This is a genomic window from Nocardia sp. CA-119907, assembly GCF_050955995.1.
Classification (GTDB): Bacteria; Actinomycetota; Actinomycetes; order Mycobacteriales; family Mycobacteriaceae; genus Nocardia.
Map to the genome: position 1 here is coordinate 3,922,351 of NZ_CP192091.1, position 26,694 is coordinate 3,949,044.

At 69.6% G+C, this 26,694-nt stretch carries 14 protein-coding genes (1 of these 14 only partly in view); 12 read left to right on the top strand and 2 right to left on the bottom strand.

Going from position 1 to position 26,694, the window contains the following annotated elements:
* The 4 genes in view from ACQP2D_RS17370 to ACQP2D_RS17385 are tightly spaced (at most 9 nt apart) and all read left to right on the top strand, a layout consistent with a single transcriptional unit that may run on beyond the window.
* A protein-coding gene (locus tag ACQP2D_RS17370) for an SDR family NAD(P)-dependent oxidoreductase (protein ID WP_433684726.1) crosses the window boundary here: on the top strand, nt 1-9,648 show its 3' portion. It extends 2,541 nt beyond the left edge of the window; the window shows 9,648 of its 12,189 coding nt (coding positions 2,542-12,189); its start codon lies off the left edge, out of view; its stop codon occupies nt 9,646-9,648.
* Nucleotides 9,645-11,426, top strand: coding sequence for an acyltransferase domain-containing protein (locus ACQP2D_RS17375; RefSeq protein WP_433684727.1), 1,782 nt, complete (start codon nt 9,645-9,647; stop codon nt 11,424-11,426). The genes ACQP2D_RS17370 and ACQP2D_RS17375 overlap by 4 nt, the downstream gene beginning before the upstream one ends.
* A 9-nt stretch (nt 11,427-11,435) precedes the next feature.
* Nucleotides 11,436-11,849, top strand: coding sequence for a cupin domain-containing protein (locus tag ACQP2D_RS17380; RefSeq protein WP_433684728.1), 414 nt, complete (start codon nt 11,436-11,438; stop codon nt 11,847-11,849).
* Entirely contained in the window at nt 11,849-12,556 is a 708-nt protein-coding gene (locus ACQP2D_RS17385) for a hypothetical protein (protein WP_433684729.1), read from the top strand. Before ACQP2D_RS17380 ends, ACQP2D_RS17385 begins: the two co-directional genes overlap by 1 nt.
* Here ACQP2D_RS17385 and ACQP2D_RS17390 read toward each other — a convergent pair.
* Nucleotides 12,528-13,301: a glycosyltransferase gene (locus ACQP2D_RS17390; protein ID WP_433684730.1), complete on the bottom strand. Its 774-nt coding sequence runs from the start codon at nt 13,299-13,301 to the stop codon at nt 12,528-12,530. The genes ACQP2D_RS17385 and ACQP2D_RS17390 overlap by 29 nt on opposite strands.
* Nucleotides 13,302-13,387: 86 nt before the next feature.
* Here ACQP2D_RS17390 and gmd point away from each other — a divergent pair, with 86 nt between their 5' ends.
* From gmd to ACQP2D_RS17430, 8 genes are read left to right on the top strand one after another with little or no spacing between them, the layout of a single operon-like run.
* On the top strand, nt 13,388-14,410 hold the full coding sequence (gene gmd / locus ACQP2D_RS17395; RefSeq protein WP_433684731.1) for a GDP-mannose 4,6-dehydratase: 1,023 nt from the start codon (nt 13,388-13,390) through the stop codon (nt 14,408-14,410).
* A complete protein-coding gene (locus ACQP2D_RS17400) occupies nt 14,407-15,654 on the top strand; it encodes a class I SAM-dependent methyltransferase (protein ID WP_433684732.1) in 1,248 nt (415 codons plus the stop codon). Before gmd ends, ACQP2D_RS17400 begins: the two co-directional genes overlap by 4 nt.
* Nucleotide 15,655: 1 nt before the next feature.
* On the top strand, nt 15,656-16,636 hold the full coding sequence (locus ACQP2D_RS17405) for a GDP-mannose 4,6-dehydratase (RefSeq protein WP_433684733.1): 981 nt from the start codon (nt 15,656-15,658) through the stop codon (nt 16,634-16,636).
* A complete protein-coding gene (locus tag ACQP2D_RS17410) occupies nt 16,623-17,819 on the top strand; it encodes a class I SAM-dependent methyltransferase (protein ID WP_433684734.1) in 1,197 nt (398 codons plus the stop codon). The genes ACQP2D_RS17405 and ACQP2D_RS17410 overlap by 14 nt, the downstream gene beginning before the upstream one ends.
* The gene (locus tag ACQP2D_RS17415; RefSeq protein ID WP_433684735.1) at nt 17,816-18,994 is read left to right on the top strand and encodes a nucleotide disphospho-sugar-binding domain-containing protein; all 1,179 of its coding nucleotides are present in this window, start codon (nt 17,816-17,818) and stop codon (nt 18,992-18,994) included. Before ACQP2D_RS17410 ends, ACQP2D_RS17415 begins: the two co-directional genes overlap by 4 nt.
* Nucleotides 18,991-20,559 carry a glycosyltransferase family 87 protein gene (locus ACQP2D_RS17420; RefSeq protein WP_433684736.1) on the top strand — a complete coding sequence of 523 codons (1,569 nt, stop codon included), beginning with the start codon at nt 18,991-18,993 and terminating at the stop codon, nt 20,557-20,559. Before ACQP2D_RS17415 ends, ACQP2D_RS17420 begins: the two co-directional genes overlap by 4 nt.
* The gene (locus tag ACQP2D_RS17425) at nt 20,556-21,851 is read left to right on the top strand and encodes a flavin-containing monooxygenase (RefSeq protein WP_433684737.1); all 1,296 of its coding nucleotides are present in this window, start codon (nt 20,556-20,558) and stop codon (nt 21,849-21,851) included. Before ACQP2D_RS17420 ends, ACQP2D_RS17425 begins: the two co-directional genes overlap by 4 nt.
* Nucleotides 21,852-21,862: 11 nt before the next feature.
* Nucleotides 21,863-23,194, top strand: coding sequence for a cytochrome P450 (locus ACQP2D_RS17430; protein WP_433684738.1), 1,332 nt, complete (start codon nt 21,863-21,865; stop codon nt 23,192-23,194).
* A gap of 52 nt (nt 23,195-23,246) precedes the next feature.
* Here ACQP2D_RS17430 and ACQP2D_RS17435 read toward each other — a convergent pair whose 3' ends face one another.
* Entirely contained in the window at nt 23,247-26,612 is a 3,366-nt protein-coding gene (locus ACQP2D_RS17435) for a type I polyketide synthase (RefSeq protein WP_433684739.1), read from the bottom strand.
* Nucleotides 26,613-26,694: the final 82 nt, after the last annotated feature.

The window sequence follows — 26,694 nt, forward strand, 5'->3', positions numbered from 1 at the left end:
CTACGGCGCATGGGAATCGGGTTGCTGCCCAGCGATATCGGACTCGATCTGCTGACCGCCGCCGTGAGTGCGGGCCGCGCCCACCTATCCTGCGCCTGGGGCGAACCGGGCGCGATCCGCACCCGCGTGCGTTCCGCCCGCGCCGCGGCGGACCCCCGCGACACCGCGCCCACCGGCCGGGCAGCCCACCCGGGCGCGGCCGGTGCCGACCAGCCGGACGCCCTGACAGCGTCGCATGCGCACCTCGGGCGCGGTGTGGCCGGGCCGGTGGGCGAGTTCGCACCAGCCGGCACGGCCACACCGGAGCGCGGCGACACCGCCATCGCCATCGTCGGTTTCAGCGGCCGGTTTCCGGGCGCGGACGATATCGATGAGTTCTGGCGGCTGCTACGCGATGGCGTCGACGCGGTGGGTCCGGTTCCGGCACAACGGTGGTGGCTCGGCGAGGAGTACGGTACGGCGGGACGGCTGCCGACGACCGGTGGGTTCCTGCGGGACGTCGCCGGATTCGATCCCCAGTTCTTCCGCATCCCGCCCGCGCACGCGCCGCTGCTCGATCCACAGGAGCGGTTGTTCCTGCAGCAGGCATACGCGGCGCTGGAGCACGCGGGCTATCAGCCGGAGGAGCCCGCGGTGCGGGACCGGCGCGTCGGTGTGTTCGTGGGTGCGACCTGGAGCGACTACCGGCTGCTCGGGGTGGACGCCGCGCGCGCGGGGGATGCCGTCGCGGTGGCGTCGCTACCGTCGTCGATCGCCAACCGGGTCTCGTACTCGCTAGGGCTGCGCGGGCCCAGTCTCACCGTGGACACCGCCTGTTCGGCATCGCTGACCGCGCTGCACCTGGCCCGGCGCAGCCTGCTGGCCGGTGAATGCGATGCCGCCGTGGTGGGCGGGGTGAATCTACTGCTGCACCCGGACAAGTTCCTGCTGCTGCGAAGCCTGGGCATGATGTCGAGCGGCGGGCGGTGCCGCCCGTTCGGCGCTGGAGCCGACGGCTACGTGCCGGGTGAGGGCGTCGGCGCGCTCTACCTGAAGCCACTGCGCGCGGCGCTGGCCGACGGCGACACCATTCACGGCGTCGTGCTGGGCAGTGCGGTCAATCACGGCGGCCACACCGCCGGCTACAGCGTGCCGCATCCGAGCGCACAGGCCGAGGTGATCGCCGAGGCACTGGGTGAGGCCGGGCTGGAGCCCGGCGAGATCGACTACATCGAGGCGCACGGCACGGGTACGGCACTCGGTGATCCGATTGAGATCAATGGCTTGACAACGGTATTCGGTGCCCGAGCGGACGCGCCGGCCTGCGTGATCGGGTCGACGAAGTCGAATATCGGGCATCTGGAGGCGGCCGCCGGAATCGCCGGGCTCACGCGGGTGCTGCTGCAGTTCCGGCACGGTGGCATCGCGCCGGCACTGCATGCGGAGCCGGCCAATCCGGCGATCGACTTCGACGCGATCCCGTTCCGGCTGCCACAGCGGTTCGAGGAGTGGCCGCGCCGAGCCGCCGGTACGGCGGTGCCGCGCCGAGCCGGGGTGAGCGCCTTCGGTGCGGGCGGTGCGAACGCGCACGTCGTGCTGGCCGAACATTTCGAGCAGCGGGTCCGGCCTGCGGCTGCGGGCGGTCCGGAGGTGTTCGTGCTCTCGGCGCGCACCGGCGACCGACTACACCGGTACGCGGAGACGATGGCCCGGCACCTGCGCGCCCTGGACCACGCCGACTTCTCCGACGCCGTGCGCACCCTACAGGTCGGGCGGCCCGCCCTGGCCCATCGGCTCGCGGTCGTGGCGGCCACGCCGCACGAACTGGCCGACGCGCTGGACGGTTTCCTGACCGGCCGCCCCGGCACGGTATACACCGGAACGGCCGACCCGGTGCGCGCTCGATCCGTGATCGACCCGGCCGCACCGCTGGAAGAGATTGCCCGGCAATGGGTCTCGGGCGCGATCGTGGACTGGGCGTCGCGCGGCGGTCCGATGCGCCGCCTGCCGCTACCCGGATACCCGTTCGAACGCAACGAATACTGGATCAGCACACCGCCGACCCGGTCCGCCACCGGGGATCCCGGCGGCACAGCGGTTCCGGCCGCTGAAGACGTGGGTGGGCAGGCTTCGGTTGCCGGGGAAGTGGGCCGCACGGCGGTCGCGCCCACCGTCGAGTCCGGCATCGTGCCAGCTTCCGCGGCTGATGTATTGCGGCGCTTCGATATTCGGCAGCGGGACCCGCGCATCGTCGAACCCGGGCAGGCGGAACTGGCCCGCTATGCGGCACTGCGGTTGTTCGGGACGCTCACGGCGATGGGACTCGCGCCGGGGGTATGGCCGAAAAGCGGTGTGGCGGCGGCCCTGGATATCCCGCCGCGGTTTCGACGGTTGCTCAGCGCCGCTCTCGGCGTCCTGGTGCGCCACCGCCTGATCCGGAGCTTCGACGGCCGGGTCGAGGTGACCGGTCCGGCACCGGGCACGTCATGGATGCGCGCGGATCTGATCGCCCGGTACCCCGAGACCGAGCCGTACGCCGTGCTGCTGGACACCTGCCTCGACGCCTACCCCGCGGTGCTGCGCGGGACACGGGAGGCCACCGAAGTGCTGTTCCCGGGCGGGGATTTCGGATTGGTCGGCGACATCTACCGGGGTAATCCGGCATACGACTTCGCCAACTCCCTCATCGCCGACCTGATTGCCGCCTTCGGCGCCGGGCGCACCGAGCCACTGCGGGTGCTGGAGGTGGGCGCGGGCACCGGCGGAACCACGCACGCCGTACTGGCCGCTCTCACCGCGGCCGGGGTGTCGTTCGAATACCGCTACACCGATGTGTCGCACAGCTTCGTCGCACATGGCCGGCGCACCTTCGGTGGTCCGCAGCTGCGGTTCGACGTGTTGGACATCAGCGAAGACCCAGGGACGCAGGGCTTCCCGGCGCAGTCGGCGGATGTCGTGCTGTGCGCGAACGTCCTGCACGCGACCCCGGAGATCATTCCGGCGCTGCGGCACGTGCGGCGGCTGCTCGCACCGGGCGGCATGCTGGCATTGTTCGAGGTGACCTCCGATGTCGAGGCGCTGGCGCTGACCTTCGGCCTGCTCGACGGCTGGCACGCGTACCGGGATCCGCACCTGCGCCTGCCGGATTCGCCGCTGCTGTCCGAGCAGGGCTGGCGGGCGGCACTGGCCGAGGCCGGCTTCACCAACCTGCACGCCTGGGGACCGGACCTCACCGCCGACCCGGAACCCAGCTTCCGGGTGCTCGCCGGGATCAGCCCGGACACCGCGGATGCCGCTCCGGAGACGGCCCCGGCTCGAGCGGAATCCACGGCTGCATCGGGACTTTCACACGAGCCGCGACAGTTGCCGGTGCGGCCCGAGAGCGCCGCCGCGGTCGAGGCGGAGGTAACCGCCGTCGTGGCCGAGGGACTCGGGGTGACCGCCGCCGAGGTGCGGGCAGAGCTACCGCTGTCGGAGTACGGCGTCGACTCCATCCTCGCGGTCAAGATCGTCGAACGCGTCAACGCCCGCTACGGAATCACGCTGCGCCCCACCGTCGTCTTCGACCACCCGTCGGTGCGGCGACTGAGCCTGCGCATCATCGCCGAACCGTCCGCCACTCACCCCACGCCGTTCGAGACGGACGCCGTACCGCCCGCTGCAGAGCGGCATGAAAACGTGATACAACCGGCCGCTTCGGAACACGACGAGGTCAGGGCGCCCGCCGCCGCGTGGTCCGGTGCCACGACGGGCAACGACCACTCCGCGCCCACCACTGTCTCGGCGAGCGCGAGGGGCCGGGCGCAAGTCCAGGATGCGGCGGCAACCGACGCCGCACCGCGATCGGCGCAGGCGGGCGCGGACTCGCGCAACACCGCGCCGCGCCAAACGGATATCGCGATCATCGGTATGTCGGGGCGCTTCCCGGGCGCGGCCGATCTGGACGAGTTCTGGCGCAATCTGGCGACCGGCCACGACAGCGTGACCGAGGTGCCGCCCGCGCGCTGGTCCGTGGCCGACTACTTCCGGGCGGGCCCGCCGACACCGGGCCGGACGTATTCGAAGTGGGGTGGATTCCTCGACGACATCGAGCAATTCGATCCGGCCTTCTTCGATATCGTGCCCGCCGAGGCCGATTACATGGATCCGCAGCAGCGGCTGTTCCTGGAGCACAGCTGGCTCGCGCTCGAGGACGCCGCCATCGATCCGCGGTCGCTGCGACGCGGTCGCTGCGGCGTCTTCGCGGGCTCGCCGGGATCGGACTACGCGACCCTGATCCGCGACCGCGCGGGCGTCGCCTCGCACCACGTGTTCACCGGCAACAGCCCGGCCATCCTGCCCGCCCGCATCGCCTACCACCTGGATCTCACCGGGCCCTGCGTGGGCCTCGACACGGCGTGCTCGTCGGCGCTGGTGGCGATCCACCAGGCGTGCCGCAGCCTGGCCGCCGGGGACTGCGATATCGCACTGGCGGGCGCGGTGGCGGTCTTCGTCACTCCCGAATACCACCTGCTGGCCGCGTCGATGGGGATGCTGTCACCGCGCGGTCGCTGCGCCGCCTTCGGTGCGGACGCCGACGGGTTCGTCATCGCGGAGGGCGTGGGCACGGTGGTGCTCAAACCCCTGGCCGCCGCCGAACGCGACGGCGACCCCATCCACGGCGTGATCCGCGGTGTGGGCGTCAATCACGACGGGCGCACCAACGGCATCACCGCCCCCAGCGGACGTGCGCAGACCGAATTGCAGCTGGCCGTCTACCGCGACAGCGGTATCGACCCCGCCACCATCGGGTACGTCGAAACCCACGGCACCGGAACGAAATTGGGCGACCCCATCGAATTCGAGGCGCTCACCGCGGCGTTCCGTGACCACACGGCCGCCGTCGGCACGATTCCCATCGGCTCGGTCAAGTCGAATGTCGGGCACACCTCCCACGCCGCCGGTGTGGCGAGCCTGTGCAAGGTGCTGCTGGCCATGCGGGCGGGGCAGATTCCGCCGTCGCTGCACGCGGACACCGTGAATCCGCTACTGGACGTGGCGAATTCGCCGTTCTTCGTCAACACCGCGCTGCGCGAGTGGCCGGGGCGGACCCGGCGGGCGGCGATCAGCTCGTTCGGGTTCAGCGGCACCAACGCCCATCTCGTCGTGGACGGCTATCAGGACGCACCTGCCACCCGGCCGGCCCAGGGCCGGACCGTGGTCGTGCTGTCGGCGCGCACACCGCGCAGCCTGCGCGACGCCGCCCGCGCCCTGGCCCGGCACCTGGCCGCCCGCCCGGACCTGTCACTGCCGGACGTGGCGCACACCCTGGCCGCGGGCCGCACCGCATTCGAGCACCGCGCGGCGGTCGTGGCCGACAGCCTGGCGGACTGCGCCTGGCGGCTCATGGAGTTCGCCGAGAATGACCGGGCCGCAGGAGTTTTCACCGGGAGCGTGCCCGAAGACGCGGTGGCGGAGGCTGCGCGCGCACAACCGCTCGTCGATGCCGACGAAGCGGCACGGCGCTGGGTAACCGGTGCCGCGGTGGAGTTCGCCGGATGGTCCGGCGGGCGACGGATCCATCTGCCGGGGTACCAGTTCGCCCGGGAACGCTGCTGGCTCCCGGAGCACAGCACCTCGGTGGAGCGGGATCGGATGCCGATCGCCACCGATCTCGCGCCGGACCCCGCGCCGGCCCATGTCGTCGAAGCGCTCCCGGCGTCTGCCGATACCGCCGTGGGGGAGTCGCGGGACGACATCGAGCCGGTGCGGCAGCCGCTGTGGCGCCTTGCGGAGACCTACCTCAAGGGCCTGCTGGCCACCTACGGCCGACTCGACCCGGATCGCATCCGGACCCGTATTCCCTTGCAGGACTACGGCATCGACTCGGTCATGATCACTACTCTCACCAACCGCCTGGAAACCGATTTCGGGTCGCTGCCCAGCACCCTGTTCTTCGAGTACCGGACGCTGCGGGATCTGGCGGGCTACCTGGCCGAGGCGCACCCCGCGCGGGTGGCGGCACTCGGCGCGACGACCGATGCCGTGCGGCAGCGGGATTCCGCTCCCGCCCGGACCGCGCACGGCAGCCCATTGTCTCGCGGCCGCTCCGAACCCCGCGACACCGAGGACGACGGAATCGCCATCATCGGCATGGCCGGTCGCTTTCCCATGGCGCGCGATATCGACGAGTTCTGGGCGAACCTGGTCTCCGGCCGCGACTGCATCATCGAAGTGCCGCCGCAGCGCTGGGACCACAGCCGCTACTTGAGCGACGACCCGGACGAGCCCGGCACCACCTATGCGCGCTGGGGCGGATTCATCGACGACGTCGACGCCTTCGACGCCCGCTTCTTCGGCGTCACCGGCAAGGACGCCGAGGAAATGGACCCGCAGCAGCGACTGTTCCTCGAAACCTCGTGGGCGGCACTGGAAGACGCTGGATACCCGCCGGAACGGCTGCGGGCCAGTGCCCGCTCGCGCGGGCTTCCCGACGCCGGAGTCTTCGCGGGCGTCGGCTACGCCGAATACCAGGCGTACGTGGGTGTGCCCATCTCCGGCTACTTCGCCATCCCGAACAAGGTCTCCTACCACTTCGGGTTCACCGGACCCAGCCTGGCCGTGGACACCGCCTGCTCGGCCTCACTCACCGCGATCCACCTGGCCTGTGAGAGCCTGCGCCGCGGTGAGGCGGGGTACGCGTTGGCCGGTGGTGTGAACGTGTCCATCCATCCCGGTAAATACCAGTTGCTCGGCTATGGGCGCTGGGCTTCCAGCGACGGGCGTTGCCGCGCGTTCGGCGCCGGCGGCGACGGTTATGTGCCGGGCGAGGGCGTGGTGACACTGGTGCTGAAACCGGTTCGGCACGCCCGCGCCGACGGCGACCGCATCTACGGTGTCATCCGCGGCACGGCCGTCAATCACGGCGGTCACACCAATGGCTTCACCGTGCCCAACCCGCAGGCGCAGGCCGAACTCATCGGCCGCACCCTCGACACGGCCGGAATCGACGCCCGCGACATCGGGTACGTGGAGGCCCACGGCACCGGCACCGCCCTCGGCGATCCCATCGAGATCGCCGCGCTCACCGCCGCGTACCGGCGGCACACCGCCGAGCGCGGCTACTGCGGCATCGGCTCGGCCAAATCGTCCGTCGGGCATCTCGAGGCCGCCGCCGGAGCGGCCGGGGTGGTCAAGGCACTGCTGCAACTGCGCCACGACACCATGGCGCCAACCCTGCACAGCGACCCACGCAACCCGGGAATCGACTTCGCGGCCAGCCCCTTCCGGGTCGTCGACGCGGCCACACCGTGGCCGCGGCCCGCCGACGGCACGCGGCGGGTCACCGCGGTCAGCTCCTTCGGTGCGGGCGGCGCCAATGCGCACGTCATCCTCACCGACGGTGACGCGGTGGCGGATCGGGAGGCCGAGCGGCGACCGCGAATCGTGGTGCTGTCGGCGCGCGACGCCGACCGCCTGGCCGAGGCCGCCGACCGGCTGGCTCGGCAGCTGCGGGAGCGGCCGTCGTCGCTGGCGGATGTGGCCTGGACGCTCGCCGTGGGCCGCGCCCAGTTCACCCACCGACTGGCCGTGGTGGCGGAATCCGCAGACGAGCTGCTGGCGCGGCTCGCTGAGGTCGGCGAAAACCATTCTCCGGCAGCAGGTTCCCCGGTCTTCCGGGGCGTGGCCCGCACCCACCGCGACGCCGACGAGCTGCCCGGCGAGTCCGAGACGGACCGCGACTATCTCCGCGGCCTGCTCGGCGCGGGCAAGCTGGCCCGGGTCGCGGAACTGTGGGCGTCGGGCTGGGTCGTCGACTGGGCGGACCTGTACGGAGAGCCGTTCGGGCGCATCGTCAGCCTGCCCACCTATCCCTTTGCCCGGCAACGGTATTGGATCGTGCCGGAGGACTATCAGCGCCGGACACCCGCATCCGATCGGAGCGGCCCGGACGCACCCCACCGCAATGGGCACATTCCTGAGCCGATGCGGTGGTCGGCGTCCAGCACCACTGCCGTGGTGTCCAGCGCCAACGGCGCCTCCGCCACGCGGCCGGGGATGCCCGCAGCCGCGGACGGGGTGGACCGCCCGGACGTGGGCCACGAAACGAAGGCCGGATCGAACGGCGTCGGCACCGATGGTGCGGCCCGGCACCCGGGCACCGATACCGACGACCTGCGGGACCGGTTGCGGGGTGAGATCCGGGACATTTTCGCCGATCTCACCAAGACCGATCCGGCGGAACTGGATTTCGATGCCGACTTCACCGACTTCGGCTTCGACTCGGTGGCCACCGTCCGCATGCTCAACCGGCTCATGAAGCAGTACGACGTGCGCATTCCGGCGCAGTCGACCGAGCAGTATCCGACTATCCGCGCGCTGGCGGACTACCTCGTGGACGAGGGCATCATCGCGGCAACGCCGCGGGCGACGACATCGGTCACCACTGCCGATGACCGGGATACCTTGGAGCACAGCGAGATTCCGGTGGTGACGCTCGACGCGCCCGTTGCGGTGGAGTCGGTGTTCATCACCGGCGTCACGGGGGTGCTCGGCGGCAAACTGCTGCACGATCTGCTCGCCACGACCGCTGTGCGGGTGACCTGTCTGGTGCGCGGCGAGTCCGTGGCGGCGGCCCGCAGCCGCGTCAAGCACTTCCTCGACACCTACGACCCGGACGGCAGCCTCGGCGAGGCGTTCGAGGCGCGGGTGAGCGTCGTGCTCGGTGACGTCTCCCAGGATCGGCTGGGACTGGACGAGCAGACCTGGCAGCGGCTGCCGCACGAGGTGGACCTGACCGTCCACGTGGCGGGCCGCACGACGCTGGTGACGTTCTACGACGCGCTCGCGCCGATCAATGTCGAAGGCACCCGCCGCGCCATCGATTTCGCGCTGCGCTCGCGTGGCCGGTACCTGGTGTACGTGTCGAGCTTCAGCATGATGGGGGACCGGCTCAACTACGACAATCCGCCGTTCACCGAGCGCGACCTGGAGCTGGGTCAGGGCTACGACCACCTGCCGTACCAGCAGACCAAGTACGAGTCGGAGAAGCTGGTGCGGGCGGCGAGTGAGCAGGGCCTGCTGTGGGACATCGTGCGGCCCGGCAACATCATGGGCGACGGCACGACCGGCCGCTACCCGTTCTCCGAGGTCAGCGTGAAGGGCGTCTACTACGACATCCTCAAGACGATGATCGAGACCGGTGAGACCATGCTGACGCCGGTGCACTGGGACATCACCCCGGTGGACTATGTCACCGCGGGCATCCTGCACATCGCCCTGCGCCGTCCCACCTACCGGGAGACCTACCACCTCACCAACCCGGACATCCGCCGCTACTACGACGTCGTCCACTATGTGCGCGAGGCGGGATACGGCGTGGATTTCGTTCCGCTGGAACAGTTCCACGCCCGCGTGACCGAGCGCGAAATCCGGTGGCGCGGCAGCGAAGAACCCTACGACAGCCAAACCCTCGAGATGTTCAAGTTCGGCATCGAGATCTTCGGCTTCGTCCACTATCAGCAGAGCTCCTACGCCGACTGCGCCTACACGCGCCGGATACTCCGGGCGGCCGGGATCGACTGCCCGACCACCGAGGACCTGGTGCGGGTGTACCTGGCGCACTGCGCGGAGGCGGGCTACCTGCCGCCGCCGCGCGTGGACGCCCCGACGGCGGAGGCGGCGCGATGAACGGACCGGTCGTCGTATTCCCCGGGCAGGGCGCGCAGCGCACCGGGATGGGCGTGGACTTCTGTGCCGAATTCCCGCTCGCCCGTGCGGTATTCACCGAGGCGAGCGAGGCCGTCGGCGAGGATCTGTTCGCCGTATGCCGGGACCGGGACCCGCGACTGCACCTGACCGAGTACACGCAGCCGAGCGTGCTCACCATGGAGATCGCGGCGTACCGGGTGCTGATCACCGAAACCGGGCTCGCACCAGCTGGTTTCGCCGGGCACAGCCTCGGCGAGTACACCGCGCTGGTAGCGGCGGGCGCGCTGGAACTCGCCGACGCCGTCCGGCTGGTGCGGGCCCGCGGCGCGCTCATGCAGCGCGCCGTACCGGAGGGCGAGGGGGCCATGGCCGCGCTCATCCGGCCCGATATCGCCGCCACCGGCATCCGTGACCTGGTGGCGGCGGCGGGCGTCGAGATCGCCAATGACAACTCGCCGGACCAACTCGTCGTGAGCGGCCGCGCCACCGATGTGGCCGCATTGCGCGAGACGCTCGCCCGGCGAGTCCCGGACCTGCGGTTCGTGCCACTGCGGGTCAGCGCGCCGTTCCATTCCCGGCTCATGCGCCCGATCGAAGCGGAGTTCGCGGCGCGGCTGGCCGAGTGCGCACCGCGCATCCGGTCCGCCCGCGCGGTCACGGTGGTCTCGAACTACACCGGCGACTTCCACCGGCCCGAGACGGTGGCCGACCACCTGGTCCGCCAGATCAGCGCACCGGTGCGCTGGACCGAGACCATGAAAGTCCTGACCCGGACCACCGCCGACATCTACGAAATCGGCCCCTCCGCACCGCTGTCGAAGTTCTTCGCCGCCCTCGGACACCAGGTCAGCGCGGTGTCCACCGTGCGGCAGCTGCGCGAGGTCGCCGCGCGGCATCCGGCACCTGCGCATACCACCGCGGGCCGGCCACGCACGCTCGCCGCGCTCCGGCCGATCGCGGCCGACGGTCCGGCGGCAAGCCGGGTGGCGCAGCGGACGGCGGTCGCGGGCGAGCTGGCGGTGTACCGGCGCGCCGCCGGGCCGCCCCGGATGCGGCTGTTCTGCTGGCCGTTCGCCGGCGGCCGCGCGACGGTGTACGGGGAATGGCGGTCACTGCTGCCCGACTGGGTGGAGGTCTGCGTCGCCGAACTGCCCGCGCGGCAGCCGTTCCGCGCCCAGGAACCCATTCGGGCTTTCGGCGACCTGGTGGAATCGGCACTGGCCCAGGTGCTTCCGCTCACCGACCTGCCGTTCGCGTTCTTCGGGCACAGCCTCGGCGCGCTCACCGCCTACGAGGTCGCCTGCCGTCTGCCGGAGGGGGCCGCGCCGGTGGCGCTGTTCCTCGGCGCCGTCGCGGCCCCGCACCTGCCGCGCCCGCCACGCCTGTCCGGACTGTCCGACGACGACTTCCGCACCGCCATCGGCCATTACGGCGGCATACCACCGGAGGTGCGGGACACGCCGGAGGTGATGGCGCTGTTCCTGCCCGCGCTGCGCGGCGATTTCGAGATCTTCGACGACTACCGGTTCACGCCCCGGCAACCGCCGCGGTGCCCGGTCCACCTCTACGGCGGCCGCGCGGACCGCCAAGTCGCGACCAGCCAACTGGAAGCGTGGCGCGACGTCCTGCCGCGGGTGCTGTCCACCGAGCTGTTCCCCGGCGGCCACTTCTTCCTGACCGATCAGCGCGACGCCGTGGTCGCGTCCATAGCCGACAAACTCGATGCGCTCCGTCCGGACGCAGCGTCCATCCGATGAAGGAAAATGATGAAGGTCGACGTCCTCAAGCCCACGTGCAATCTCGACACCATCCGCGACGGCCGGGGCGGCATCTTCACCTGGGTGCCACCGGAACCGCTGCTCGAGTTCAACCTCATCTACATGCATCCCGGCAAGGTGCGCGGCCTGCACTACCACCCGCACTTCGTCGAATATCTGCTGTTCGTCGAGGGCGAGGGCGTATTGATCACCAAGGACGACCACAACGACCCGGACTGCCCGGAGGAGTTCATCCACATCTCCAAGGGCATCTGCACCCGCACCCCCATCGGTGTGATGCACGCCGTCTACTCCATCACGCCGCTGACCTTCGTGGCCATGCTGACCAAACCCTGGGACGAATGCGATCCGCCGATCGTGCAGGTGCAGCCGCTGCCGCACACACTGGAAGGCAACAGCTGATGGTCCGGGTCGCCGTCGTCGGGGCTGCCGGTTACGTCGGCTCGGAGCTGGTGGCGGCGCTGCGCCGCGGCGGGGACTGTGACGTGGTGCCGGTGGTGCGCGCCGACCACGACCGGCTGCGCGACGCGGGCCACTACGACGTGCTCGTCAACGCCGCCTGCCCCTCGAAACGCTATTGGGCCGAACACAATCCGGCGGACGACCACACCGAGACGGTGCGCAAGACCGAACGACTGCGGCAGGACTGGAAGTGGGACCGGTTCGTCCAGATCAGCAGCATTTCGGCGCGCACCCAGCTCGACACGGTGTACGGGCGGCACCGCGTGGAAGCCGAGCAGCTCTGCGGCCCCGCGGATCTCATCGTCCGGCTGGGCCCCATGTACGGCGGCGACTACCGCAAGGGTGTACTGGCGGACCTGGTCGCCGACCGACCCGTCTATGCCAGCGGCACCTCGCGGCAGAGCTTCGCGCCGGTCGCCTGGTGCGCCGAGTGGATCGCCGCCCGCCTCGACCGCACCGGCCTGGCCGAGGTCGGCGCCCGCACGGCGGTCACGCTCGCCGAGGTACGTGACGCCGTCGGGTCGCGCTCGGAGTTCGCCAAAGACTATGTGGACGACCAGTTCCCGGTCACGGGCACCGAGCCCGACTGGCCCGACGCCCGCGACGTGATCGGCTGGCTCAGGCGGATGCGGGGCGGCGATGCGTAGGCGCGGCGATCCGGTGGCGGCTCGGCCGCAGGTACTGCTCGGTGCACAGCAGCAGCAGGAACCGGACGCTGGTGGCCACGTCGCGAGTGCGCATCTTGGACGCGCCCGCAGTGCGGTTCAGTACATGGATCGGGATCTGTCGAATCAAGAAACCGTTCCTGTTGAGAATGTAGAGACTTTCGAAGAAAAAGGAGTAGCTAGTAGATCGCACGAGATCGAATGCCGCGACAGGGACGGTGTCGAGCCGGTAGTATCGAAAAGCGCCGGTGGCATCGTATGGCATGCGCAGCAGGGTCACTGTGAGGAAGTGCCCGACGCGGGTGAGGATTTTGCGGAAGGGAGTCCAGTCGGCCAGGCTGTCGGGTTTCAGATAGCGCGATCCGACCGCAATGTCGTAACCGGCCGCAGCAGCGCGCAGAGTGGGCAGGTACGAGGGCGGATGAGCGAAATCGGAATCCATTGTTACGAGGGCGTTGTATCCATGCTCGTACGCCCACCGAATACCCGCTTGATGTGCGGATCCGACCCCCCGTCTGGCCTGGCGGTGCAGTACGTGCAGGCGCGGTGCGTGCGTGCGGGCCAGCTCGTCCAGAAATTCCCCGGTGCCGTCCGGAGAATTGTCGTCGACGAAAAGGATGTCGAAATCGTCGCCCTGCTCGAATATTTGAGTGACCAGTGGTCCGACATTATTCCGCTCATTATAGGTCGGAATCATTATCAAGGTCTTTTCGGCGGCCGCTTCCATGGTAAGGAGATTAAACCGTAAGAGCCTGAAAAGATAGGTATTGACCGTGAATTCGCGCACAGTTAGCCTTGGCGCTCGGAGGGCTGATGAAGAAGGCTTTGGTTACCGGTATAACAGGGCAGGACGGTTCGTATCTGACCGAATTCCTGCTACAGCAGGGTTACGAAGTGCATGGAATTGTGCGGCGTACCTCGAATTTCAACACCGACCGCATCGATCACTTGTACGCGGACTCGCCCTCGCGGCGCCGCCTGCTCCTGCACTACGGGGACCTGATGGACTCCTCCAGCCTCAACCGCATCCTGGAGGAGGTGCGGCCCGTAGAGATCTACAACCTGGGCGCGCAATCCCACGTGCACATCTCGTTCCAGATCCCGGAGTTCACCGCGGATACCAATGCCGTTGGGACACTGCGCATCCTGGACGCCATCCGCAAGACCGGCATCGCCACCAAGTTCTACCAGGCGTCCTCGTCGGAGCTGTACGGCGGACTGCACGACACCCCGCTGAACGAATCCACCCCGTTCCACCCCCGCTCGCCCTACGCGGTAGCCAAACTGTACGCCTATTGGATCACCGTGAACCATCGTGAGGCCTACGGCATGTACACCGTGAACGGCACCCTGTTCAACCATGAATCACCCAGGCGCGGAGAGGTTTTCGTAACCCGCAAGGTGACCCGCGCGGCGGTGCGGATCGCCCAGGGCAAGCAGGAGAAGCTCTTCATCGGCAACCTGGAGGCGCGGCGGGACTGGGGTTATGCCAAGGAGTACGTCGAGGCGATGTGGCTCATGCTGCAGCAATCCGAACCCGACGACTATGTGATCGCCACCGGCGAGACGCACAGCGTGCGCGAGCTGTGCGAGGTGGCGTTCGACGCCGTCGGCATCCCCCTGGTCTGGGAGGGAACGGGCCTGGAGGAGAAGGGCATCGACCGGCGCACCTCGCGGGTGCTGGTGGAGGTCGATCCGGTCTACTTCCGCCCCGCCGAAGTCCACCACCTGACGGGCGATCCCACCAAGGCCCGCGAGAAGCTCGGCTGGGCACCGCGCACCAGTTTCGAGGAGCTGGTCCGGCTGATGGTGGCCCACGATATGGAGAACGCGTGACACATGCCATCGACCGCTGCCGGGTGTGTGAGAACACCCGGCTGGAAACGGTTCTCGACCTCGGCGACATGGCGTTGACGGGGGTGTTCCCGGCCGCCGACCCCACCGCTGCGCCGCGCTATCCGCTGGAGCTGGTGCGCTGTGTGCGCGACGGCGACGACCAGTGCGGCCTGGTGCAACTGCGCCACACCGCCGACTTCGATCAGATGTATTCCGCCGGTTACGGTTACCGGTCCGGACTGAACCGGTCCATGATCGACCATCTGGGGCACCGGGTGGCGCGCATCCGGGAGCGGGTGGACCTGGGGCCCGACGATCTGGTGATCGACATCGGCAGCAATGACGCGACGCTGCTGCGGTGGTACCCGGCGGGTTCGGCCACGCTGCTGGGCATCGATCCACTGGGGGAGAAGTTCCGCGAGTTCTATCCCGGGCACGTGGAATTGGTGCCGGCGTACTTCACTCGGGAGCTGGCCGCGGACCTGCTCGGCGCGCGCAAGGCGAAGGTGATCACCTCCATTGCCATGTTCTACGACGTGCCGAGGCCGTTGGAATTCATGGCGGCCGTGCACGCCGGCCTGGCCGACGACGGCATCTGGGTGCTGGAGCAGAGCTATCTGCCCGCCATGCTCGCGACCACCTCCTACGACACCATCTGCCACGAGCACCTCGAGTACTACGCGCTGCACCAAATCGAGTGGATGGCCCGGAGCACCGGCTTCGAGGTGCTCGAGGTGGAGGGCAATGGCGTCAATGGCGGCAGTTTCGCGCTCACGCTGGGCAAGCGCGGCGCGAGCGACCGTCCCGAACCGGTCGAGCTGATCCGGATGCGGCAGGAGGAGGCGCGGCTGGGCCTGGACGGGCCGCAGGTCTACGCCGACTTCGCCAAGCGGGTCGACCGGCACCGCGAGCAGGTACGCGCGTTCTTCGACCGCTCCCGGGATGCGGGCCTGCGCACCCTCGGCTACGGGGCCTCCACCAAAGGCAATGTGGTACTGCAGCATTGCGGTATCGACACCGCCGACCTGCCCTGTATGGCCGAGGTCAATCCGGACAAGTTCGGCAAGTACACCCCCGGCACCGGCATTCCGATCGTCTCGGAGGAGCAGGCGCGAGAACTCGCCCCGGACCAGTACTTCGTGCTCCCCTGGCACTTCCGGGCCATGCTGCTCGACCGCGAACGCGACTTCCGGGCCGCGGGCGGCCGGATGGTATTCCCGCTGCCGGAACTGGAAGTGGTGTGAGATGACCGTCGTCGTCACCGGGGCGGGCGGTCAGGACGGCACCCTGCTGACCCGGCTGCTCACCGCCCGGGGCCACCGGGTGATCGGACTCGGCCGGGCCGGCCCGGTGGACGTCACCGACCCGGAGGCCGTCGACCGGCTCATCGCCACCGAACGGCCGAGTCAGGTGTATCTGCTTGCGGCCGTGCAGCATTCGTCACAGGATCCGCCGCCCGACGCGGTGCGGCTTGCCCGCGACTCGCACCTGGTGAACACCCTGCAGGTGCAGCACTTCGCCGAGGCCGTGCTCCGGCACCACACCGGGACGCGACTGTTCTACGCCGCCTCCTCGCACGTCTTCGGTCCGGGCGACGGCGTGCCGCGCGACGAGGGCAGCGGACTGCGGCCGGCGTCGGTGTACGGGCTGACCAAGGCGGCGGGCCTGCTGGCCTGCCGCACTTATCGGGCCCGCGGGGTGTTCGCCACCGCCGGAATCCTGTTCAACCACGAATCACCCTTGCGGCCGGAGAAATTCGTCTCCCGCAAGATCGTCACGGCGGTGGCGCGCATCCAGCGCGGCAGGGCCCGTGAACTCGTGGTGGGACGGCTGGCGGCGGGCGCGGACTGGGGGTACGCCCCCGACTATGTCGAGGCCATGACCAGCGTCCTCGATCTGGACGTACCCGACGACTTCGTCATGGCGACGGGTGAGCACCACACCGTCGCCGAATTCTGCGCCACCGCTTTCGGTCTGGCGGGCCTGGAGTGGACCCGGTACGTGCGGGAGGAGCCGTCGGTGCTGACGCGCAGCGATCCGCCGGCCGTCGGCGACGCCCGGCGACTGCGGGAACGGACCGGCTGGCGGCCGTCGGTGGACTTCACCGGCATGGTGCGCGCCCTGCTCACCGCCGAGGGGGTGGAGCTGGTGGACGACCCACCGGCTCGAGTGTTTTCGGAGCCGGTCGCGACCGGCGGAGGAGATGGATCACGTGAACTACAGTGACGAGAACGTACTCGCCGGCCAGCTGATCTCGATCGCGGACGGCACCTACGAGGACACCGCGGCGCGGCTCGGCGAAATCGGTCCCGACACCGTCGCCGTCGCGGTGCTGCGGGAGATCGCCTGGCGCAGCCGATTCGGTACTCCGCCCGCGCAGCCGGTGACGACGGTGTTCGAACTGAGCCACGAGGGCAAACGGCTCGACTATGTGATGACCGTCGGCGCGGAGGATCCGGCCATCGCCGCGGGTGCCGTGAGCGATCCGTGGCTGGTGATACGCCAGGACCTGGTCGAGCTGCTGCGTGCGGTATACGGTCCGCCCGGCGCGGGCAGCGCCACCCGCGGCATCGCGATCAAGGACGAACCCGGTCCGGGTAGCTTCGATCCGGCGGACCCGTGGCGGGTCGCCCGCTCCGCCGCTGAGCTGGCCGCCCACCGCATCGTGACCGCCTGCGCCCCTACGCATTACGATCTGGGCGAGCTGTCGCTGTCCTACGGCTCCGACAAGTGGGCCGGACACTGGTACACCCAGCACTACGAGCGGCATTTCGCACCGCTGCGAGACAGCCGGGTCCGAGTGCTGGAGCTGGGCATCGGCGGCTTCCAGAACCCGAGCGCGGGCGGTGCCTCACTGCTCATGTGGAAGCAGTACTTCCGCCGCGGCATGGTCCTCGGACTGGACTATTTCGACAAGTCCGGGTTGATACAGCCGCGCATCCAGCCGATCCAGGGCGACCAGGGCGACCGGGAGTTCCTCGACGGACTCGGCCGGGGCCTGGGGCCGTTCGACGTGGTCATCGACGACGGCAGCCACATCAGCGGTGACGTGATCGCCTCGTTCGAGGCGCTGTTCCCCCATGTGCGGCCCGGCGGCCTGTACGTGGTGGAAGACACCCAGACCTCCTACTGGTCAGGCTGGGGCGGCAGCAGCACCCGCCCGGACGACCCGTCCACCTCGGTCGGCTACCTCAAGACCCTCGTGGACGCGCTGCACCACCGCGAGTTCGAGTCCGACGCCGCGCGCCCGGCCGGTCCGCACGACGAGTGGATCGGCGGCGTGCACTTCTACCACAACATCGTGTTCATCGAAAAGCGGTGCAACGCTGAGCAATCCGCGGCACCGTGGGTGCCGCGGCACACCAATCCCATGGAGTGGCTGAAGCAGATCCCGGAGCAATCGGCATGAAATTCCTCATCATTCCCACTCCCTCACCGGGCCACCTGCTGGCCATGGTGCCGTTCTGCTGGGCGCTGCGGCTGGCCGGGCACGAGGTGCTCGTCGCCTCCCGGCGCGATGTCGCCGACACCGCGGTACGGGCGGGCCTGCACGCGGCCCCGCTGACGGCGCTGGACGTCCCGCTCGACGACCTGCGCGCTGTCGTCAACCCGGACATGTTCCCGCAGCCGCTATTCGCCGACCGGCAGCAGCCGCGCGGCGCGGGCCTGTGGCACATCGCGGCGCAGAACTGGCACCGGCACGCCATCGACCACCTCGACGCCTTCGCCGAGGTGGCGCGCGACTGGGACGCAGACGTCATTGTCACCGATCCGCTGGCTACCATCGGGCGGGCACTGGGCGCCGAACTCGAACTGCCCGTGGTGTCGCATCGCTGGGGCATCGACCCCACCGGCGGGCCGTTCACCGAACACACCGCCCAGCTGGCCGCCGAATCGACCGCGCCGGGCGGGCGCGCCCTTGCCGAACCCGTTGCGGTGCTGGACATCTGCCCGCCGCCGGTGCAGGCCCCCGACGCACTCGAGGGCATCCTCATGCGATTCGTCCCGTACAACGGCACCGGCACGCTGCCCGAGCCGATGCCGAAACGCCAGGGCCGCAAGCGGATCGCGGTCTGCTTCGGCGGCAGCGTGCTCGCCCTGACCGGAGCGCGGCCGCTGCGCGCCGCGGTGGACGCGCTGGCGAAACTGCCGGACGCCGACGTGGTGGTGGCGCTGTCGCCAGGGGAGCGAGAGCTGCTCGGCGAGCAGCCCGAGCACATCCGGGTGGTGGAGAACATACCGCTGCAACTGTTCCTGGCCGACTGCGATGCGCTCGTTCACCACGGCGGCTCCACGACCGGGCTGACCGGCTGCTGGTTCGGGCTGCCGCAACTGGTGCTGCCACAGATGTTCGACCAGTTCGACTATGCCCAGGGCGTCGTGCGCACGGGCGCCGGCCGGACGGCGGAAAGCCGTGAGGCGCAAGAGGATATCGGCGCGCTCGCCGATGCGGTCACCGCCCTGCTCGAAGAGCCCGCCTACGCGGCCGCGGCGCACGACGTCGGGGCGGCACTGCGCGCGGCCGCCGATCCGAGCGCCGTCGCCGAACACGTCCGCACCGCGGTGGAAGGAAGCGCCCGATGATCGCGACGGTTTGGAGCCGGTTCCGCGGCTCCCTCGACTACTACTCGGCCATGTTCGCGGTATTCGCCGTGGGCGTGCTGGCACCGGTCGTCATGATCGTGCTGGCCGTGGCCGGGGCGCCCAACATCCTGGTGGCCGTACTCGGCATCGCCTGCGCCGCAGTGCTCTTCGTCATCGGGGTGCCGCTGGTGCCGGCGGAGTGGCGCGAGATGGTGCGCACCAAAAAGATCTGGGTGCGGGTGCTGTGGAGCGTGCCCATCGTGCTAGTGGTCGCGCTCCTCGCCCGGCTCACCCAGTTCATCCTCGACGCCCACAACACCGACGCCTCGCTGTCGCCGGACGACGACTTCCTGGTGAAGAAAACCCACCTGTCCGGATACATCAGCGGTGCGCTGGTGGCCGAACACGATCCCGCCGACCTCTACAACCGGCACCGCTACGACTCCCCGGACGCGGACTCGGTGCTGCCCGGCGTCGCACCGCAGGACCGCGACGCCTATCTGTACCCGCCGCCGTTCCTGCTGCTGCCGCGGCTGCTGTTGCTCTTCAGCCACGATTTCGCCACGCTGCGGGCGCTGTGGTACTCGCTGTATGTCGCCGCGGTCCTGATCGGCATGCTCGCCATCGCACGCTGGATCGGCGGGCGCCAGGGCGCGGTGCTGGCGGCATTGACGCCCGCGGTGTGGATCAGCCTGCCGACGCTGGCGACCCTGCAAATCGGCAATATCCACGTGCTCGTGCTGTACGTCGGAGTCGTCGGGGCGATGGTGCTGTTCGAACTGCGCCGCAATGTACTCGGAGGGGCCGCACTGGCTTTCGCGATCGTCGCCAAGGTATCACCGGCCATCCTGGTCGTGTACCTGCTGGCGCAGCGGCGCTGGAAACCTGCGCTGTGGACCGGCGCGTGGTGCGGAATATACTCGGCGGCAACCTATCTGGTGTTCGGCTGGGAGCCGTGGCGGCAGTTCCTCGCCGACGGCACCTGGAAGCGGCTGGCCAGCGGTGAATTCCACCAATGGGTGCTGGAGCAGCGGTCCAACCAGCTGGTCAACTATTCGCCGTTCGGGCTGCCGTACAAGGCGAACATCATGGGCTGGGATATCGGAGATCCGACCGGGCCCGCGCGGTTGATCACCAATGTGTACACCCTGCTGCTGGTGGTGCTGGTGGCGGTGACCGCGCTGCGGTTGCGGCGACGCGCCGCCGCCGTGACCGCCGGGCCGCGGTTCCGCGCCGAACAGGTGGTGGTCTGGCTGGCGGTACTGACGCTCGCGTCGTTCCGGGCGCCGTTCGGGCCCTGGGTGTACATCACCGTCGGTGCGCTGTGGATGCTGGCGGCCTATGCCGGTCTGATGCGTGCCACCGCGCGCAATGTCGCGGCGCTCACCGTGGTCTGGCTGATCCTGGCCCTCTACACCGAGAACGTGTACTTCACGCTCATCGCCCAGTTCCTGATGTACCTGGCCTGCTTCGCGCTGGCGCTGCGTGCCGCGAACGGTACCGAACCCGCCGAAACTCCCAGCGGCGCAGGGAAACCGGAGCCCCAGCCGATCGGAGCGGCATGACCGAGGGAACCTACTGCGTCATCGGCGCGGGGGCGGCCGGGCTGGCCACGGCCCGCGCCTTCACCGGCCGCGGGCTGTCGGTCGAAGTGTTCGAGGCCGCCGGCGATATCGGCGGCCTGTGGGACGCCCGCCGGGCCGACACCCGGATGAGCAGCAATACCCACGTCATCGCCTCCAAGGCGCTGCAGGCCTTCCCGGATTTCCCCATGCCGCAGGAGTATCCGGACTACCCCGGGCACGAGCTGGTGATGCGTTACCTGCGGGCCTTCGCCGACACCTACGAGCTGTGGCCGCACATCCGGTTGAACACGGCCGTGGACCGGGTGCGTCCGCTGCCCGACGGTCCGGAGGCGGGCTGGGAGGTCACCCTCGCCGACGGGGTGCGTCGCACCTACGCGGGCGTGGTCGTGGCCACCGGGCACGACCGGTTGCCCCGGCACATCGATATTCCGGGCACTCCGAGTGTGCCGGTGCTGCACTCCAGCGAGTACCGGCATCCGGACCAGGTGCTGCGCAAACGGGTGCTGGTGGTGGGCGCGGGCCAGTCCGCCGCCGATATCCTCGCCGACAGCGCCGTCAACGCGGCGCTCACCCTGCACAGCAGCCGCCGTGGCTTCTACTGCATGCCCAAGTACATGTTCGGCCGCACCACGGACAGTATGCTGCAGGGCCGGATGTGGCGGCCGCTGCGGCGGCGGTCCCTGGAACTGTTCTTCGCCTATCTGCGGCGACGATCGGCCACCTTCGGGCTGCCGGTGCCCGCATCCGGTCCGGAGATCGTGATCCCGATGCTCGGCGACCAGATCCACCATCACTACGCGCACGGCGACATCGTGGCCAAACCCGGGGTGCAGAGCATCGACGACGACCGGGTGACCTTCGCGGACGGCACCGAGGAGAAGGTCGATCTGGTGCTGCTGGCAACGGGTTACGTCCCGGACTACCCGGTCGTGGACCGGGAGCACCTGAACTGGCCCGATGGCACGCCGCGACCCGGCCTGTACCTCAATATCTTTCCGCCACATACCCGAAACCTGTTCGTGGTGGGCATGGTTCGCCCGATCGGCTCGCACTGGGACGTCTACACGCGCCAAGCCGACCTGATCGCCGACTACCTGCTGGTGCGCGGCGAGAACCCCACCCGCGCGGCCAGATTCGAGCATGCACTGCTCGGCGCGCAACCGAATCTGCACGCGGGCCTCGAGCTCTACCACGTCGAGCAGTACCCGCTGGTGGTGGAGAAGCAGGAATACACCAACCAACTACGCCGACAGGCGAAGTTGCTCAAGTGAGAGGACGAGCAGTGCAAGCACCCGGACCAGGAGCCATCGAGACCGCGCGCATGCTGCCCGGACTCGCCCGCGACCCCTTGGCCACCCTGCACGGGCTGATCGGCTCCTACGGGGACGTGGTACGCGTCAAGGCCGGGCCCATGCTGGTGTACCTGGTGGCCGATCCCGCGCTGTCGAAGTACGTGCTCCAGGACAACTACACCAACTACCGCAAGAGCCCCATCTACGACGAGTTCAGCATCCTGCTCGGCGACGGCCAGCTGACGACCAACGACCTGGACTACTGGCGCGCCCAGCGCAAGCTCATCCACCCGGCGTTCTCGCATTCGCACGTCCGCGGCTTCGCCGAGGACATCACCCGCAGCACCGACGCCATGCTGGAGCGGTGGGACGCCGGCGCCGGTCGGTACCGCGATATCTACGACGATTTCGTGCGGCTGCTGCTGAGCGTCACCGGCCGCATCCTGTTCAGCATCGACCTGTCCGACGACACCACTCAGGTCACCGAGGCACTGCGGGCGGCGTTCGACTTCATCATGAAACGCGTCAACGCGCCAGTGAAGCTGCCGCGCAGCTTCCCGACACCGCAGGCCCGCCGGGTCACGCACAAGGTGGGCGAGCTCGACGACCTGGTACGCCGCCTGATCGCCGAGCGCCGCGACGGCTCCGATACCGCCGACCTGCTCACCGCCCTGGTGCGTGCCCGCGACGAGGACGGCCGCGGCATGCGCGAAGAGGACCTGCTCAACGAGATCAAGACGCTGCTCGTCGCGGGCCACGAATCCCCGGCCAACGCCCTGTCGTGGGCGTGCCAGCTGCTGGCCACCCACCCGGAGGCCGAGGCGGCGCTCGCCGCCGAGGTGCGGCAGGTACTGGGTGACCGCCCCCCGACCTTCGCCGACGTGAAGCAGTTGCGCTACTGCCGCATGGTGATCGAGGAGTCCATGCGGCTGTATCCGCCCGCCTGGATCGTGGAGCGCACCCCCATCGCCGACGACGAGATCGGCGGCTACCAGGTGCCCGCCGGTGCCCGAGTGACGCTGTGCATGTATCACATTCACCGCGACAAGCGGCTGTGGGACGATCCAGAGGCGTTCCGGCCCGAGCGCTTCACCGACGAAGAGGTGGCCCAGCGACACCGGTTCGCCTTTTTCCCGTTCTCCGGCGGCCCCCGCATCTGCCTCGGCAAGGACCTGGCCATGACCGAGATGGTGCTCATTCTCGCCATGGTGGCGCAGCGCTTCCGCCTCGAACTCGACCCGGACCACGTGGTCGCCCCGCTGGCATCGGTGAACCTGCGGCCGCAGACCGGTATTCGCGCACGGCCGATACGCCGGAGCTGACCGCCGCGCGACCGCAGCCGGCTGACGGCGGCCTCGGCCGATCCGCACGGCCTCAGCCGAGCAGCCGCCGCCCCAGCGCGATCAGTTCGTCGGCCGACAGCGCCTCCGGCTCGGGCTCCGCACGCACCGAGTCCGCGGTATGCGCTGGCGCCGCCCCGGCATCAGCCGCCGGAAACGGTTCGTGGCGGTCCGGGGCAGCGGTCGTCGCGGGTTCCGTCGTGCCCTGCCGTACCGCCAGTTCGGCCGCCAGCAGTTCCACGGTGGGGCAACCCCAGACGATCGCCTGCGGTACCTCGAGGCCCAGTGTGCGAGTCAGCCGGTGCGCCAGCTCCACAACGTGCACCGATCCCACGCCGATCGCAACCATGTTCTGCCGCCGGTCGATTCGCTCCGCCGCCACGCCGACGACGGCGGCCAGTTCCGCCGCCACCAGATCGGCCAGCGCGGCACCCCCCGGGTTCGGATCGTGAGGTGCGGCCAACGGCCCGACATCATCGGTCGGCCGATGCACGCCGGGAGGAGGCGAGGTGGTACCGCTCACCGCGGTGACAGTGCCGTTCGCGGAATCGCGTACCAGCGCGGCGGGCGCTGCGTATGTCGCTGTCCGATCGAGCGCCAAGGCCGCCGTCGAGCGATCGATTCCGACACCGGGCGCGCTGATTTCGCTCGCCCCGGGCAGCGCGGATGTCGCGATCGGCGCATCCGCGGCACCGGACGCTGACCCTGGTGTATCGGGGTGAGGTGTGGAGACACCACGCATCGGCGCTGTGTCGGACGAGGTTGCCGCCGCCGGCGCGGCGGGCGTGACCCAGTGGCGTTGCCGCTGGAATGGATAGGTGGGTAGGCGCGTGACCGCGCCCGGCGGATTCACCGCCGCCCAGTCGGGCTCGATGCCGTGGCGGTACAGTTCGGCCAATGCCTCCAGAAGGCTCCGGCGCGGTGTCAGTCCGGGGCGCAGCGCGGAAAGCTCGTGCGGCGCCTCGGCTTCGGTCGCCAGGGCGGCAGTCAGCAGTGGAAGGGGACGCACGGTCAGCAGTACGGCGGGCCCGTCCGCCAGGGCAGCGTGCAAGGACTCGAGTCGTATGGGGTTGGGGATGATGTCGGACCACAGGCGGCTGTCGGGTGCAGTGTCGAGCTGAGCTCCGGTGACCCCCGAGAAGTAGGGGAGGCCCGGGCGCTCGCCGGTGAAACGGCTGGCAGCTGTGAATTCCTTTGCCGCCCTGGCTCGATCGGTGCGCGAGATCGTCTGCGCGGCGGTGCTGACTCGGCACCGGAATCCGTGCTCGCACAGCCGTGCCGCCGCCTTCTCCACTGCCTCTGGGGCGCCGCTGAACCAGGTGGTTCTCGTGTCCACGACGGCGTCCACGGACAGCCCGCTGTCGATCTCGTCGAGAATGGCGAGCACCTGCCGCGGGTCGGCCGCCGCAACCGCCACGGAGGCGGGTCGCGCGTATCGGTCGCTCAGGCGTCCGTGCGCCACGGCCAGGCGGATGGCCCGTTCCAGCGGAAGACAGTCCGCGAGCACGGCGGCCGTGAATTCTCCCGCACCCCAGCCGATCACCGCATCCGGACTGATGCCTCGAGCGATGAGCATCCGGGCGACGGCGATATCCACGGCGAGGGCGGCGACCGGTCGCAGCGGCCCGGCCTCGGTCCCGTCGAGCAGCTGGTGTGCCGCTGGCGTGCCCAGTTCCGGTACGACCGAGGCGCACTCGGCCAGCACGGCAGCGGACTCGGGTTCGGAGTTCAGGAAGTCGGCGAGGCCGGGAACCGGTCCTTGGGCGTCGCCGAAGACGAAGACACGACGCGGCGAATCCGTCCGCGTGACGCTGACGGGCACCTCGCCGAGCCCGGTCACGGCCTCGTAGACTGTGGCCGAGACCACCGAAACACGATGAGGGAAATGCGCTCTCGTGCGGCCCAGGGTGTCGGCTACGGCAGCCAAGGTGAGTTCGGGATGGGTGGCGAGATGGTGGCGCAGCTGGTCGATACGGTCGCGCAGCGCGGCCGGGGAGTGGGCGGACAGCGCGACCAGACGGTCCCCGCTCTCCGGCTGCGGCCGCCGCACCGACGGCGGCGCTGCCTCCAGGATGACATGGGCATTGGAGCCACCGAAGCCGAACGCGCTCACCGCCGCTCGCGCGGGCGCGCCGGTATCCGGCCAGGCCCTCGCGGCGTCGGTGACGCGTAAGTTGAGCGCGGTGAGATCGAGATCGGCCGGTGCGTGTTCGAAATGCAGGCTGCGCGGAATCCGCCGATGTGCCAGCGCCAGCGCCGCTTTCAGGAGACCGGCAATGCCCGCCGCCGCCTCGGTGTGACCGATATTGGTCTTGACCGAGCCGACCAGCAGGGGGTCGCCGGGCGTGCGCGCGGCACCGTAGACCGTCCCGAGCGCGGTGAGTTCGGCGCGGTCGCCGCCCGCGGTGCCGGTGCCGTGTGCCTCCACATAGTCGACCGAAGCGGGGTCCACACCGGCGCGTTCACAGGCCCGCCGGAGCAGCCGCCGCTGACCGTCGGCGCTACTGGCGGGCATGCTCGCGGTGCGGCCGTTATTGTTGGTCACGCTGCCGAGGATCGTGCAGTAGATCCGGTCGCCGTCGCGCACCGCGTTCGCCAGGGGTTTGAGGACCACCACACCGCCGCCCTCCCCGCGCGCGTACCCGTCGGCGGAGGCGTCGAAGGTGCGTGAACGCCCTTGTGGCGACAGCACGCCCAGCTTCGACAGCCCCACGGCGGTGTCGGGGATGAGGTTGAGCTGTACCCCGCCCGCCACCGCCACCGCGCAATCCCCGACGCGCAGTGCCTGGCAGGCGAGGTGCACCGCGACCAGCGCGCCCGCGCATGAGGCGTTGACGGTCAGGCTCGGGCCGTCGAACCCGAAGAAATGCGACACCCGGTTCGCTATGACGCCCTCCACGTCACCGGTGCTGGTGAACGGATTCGCCGCTGCCACACCGCGGTTCAGTTTCAGCGTGCGATAGTCGTTGAACTTGCTCGCGACATACACCCCGGCCGCGTCTCCGGGTACCTCGTCCGGCCGGATTCCGGCGTCCTCGAACGCCTCCCAGACCAGCTCCAGCATGAGCCGTTGCTGCGGGTCCATATCCGCGGCCTCGCGCGGTGTGATGCCGAAGAATTCGGCATCGAATCCGGCCACATCGGGCAGGAACGCTCCGGCCGTCGAGACCGTCTTACCCGGTGCGGCGCGATCCGGGTCGACGTAGTCGGCGCTGTGCCAGCGCCCCGGCGGCGCTTCGGCGACTGCGTCGACCTCCTCGATCAGCAACCGCCACAGTGCTTCCGGCGAACTCGCGCCACCGGCGAAACGGCAGCCGAGGCCGATCACGGCGATCGGCGTCGCCGTCGCGGGGGTTTCGATCTGGTCGCGGCGATTGGGCCGCGTCGGCTTCCATCTCACGGTGCTGCCTACTCGTCCGATAGCGGGATGCGATCGCGAAGCGCTTGCCTGGCGCCCGCCGCGAGATCCGGTAGGGATTCGC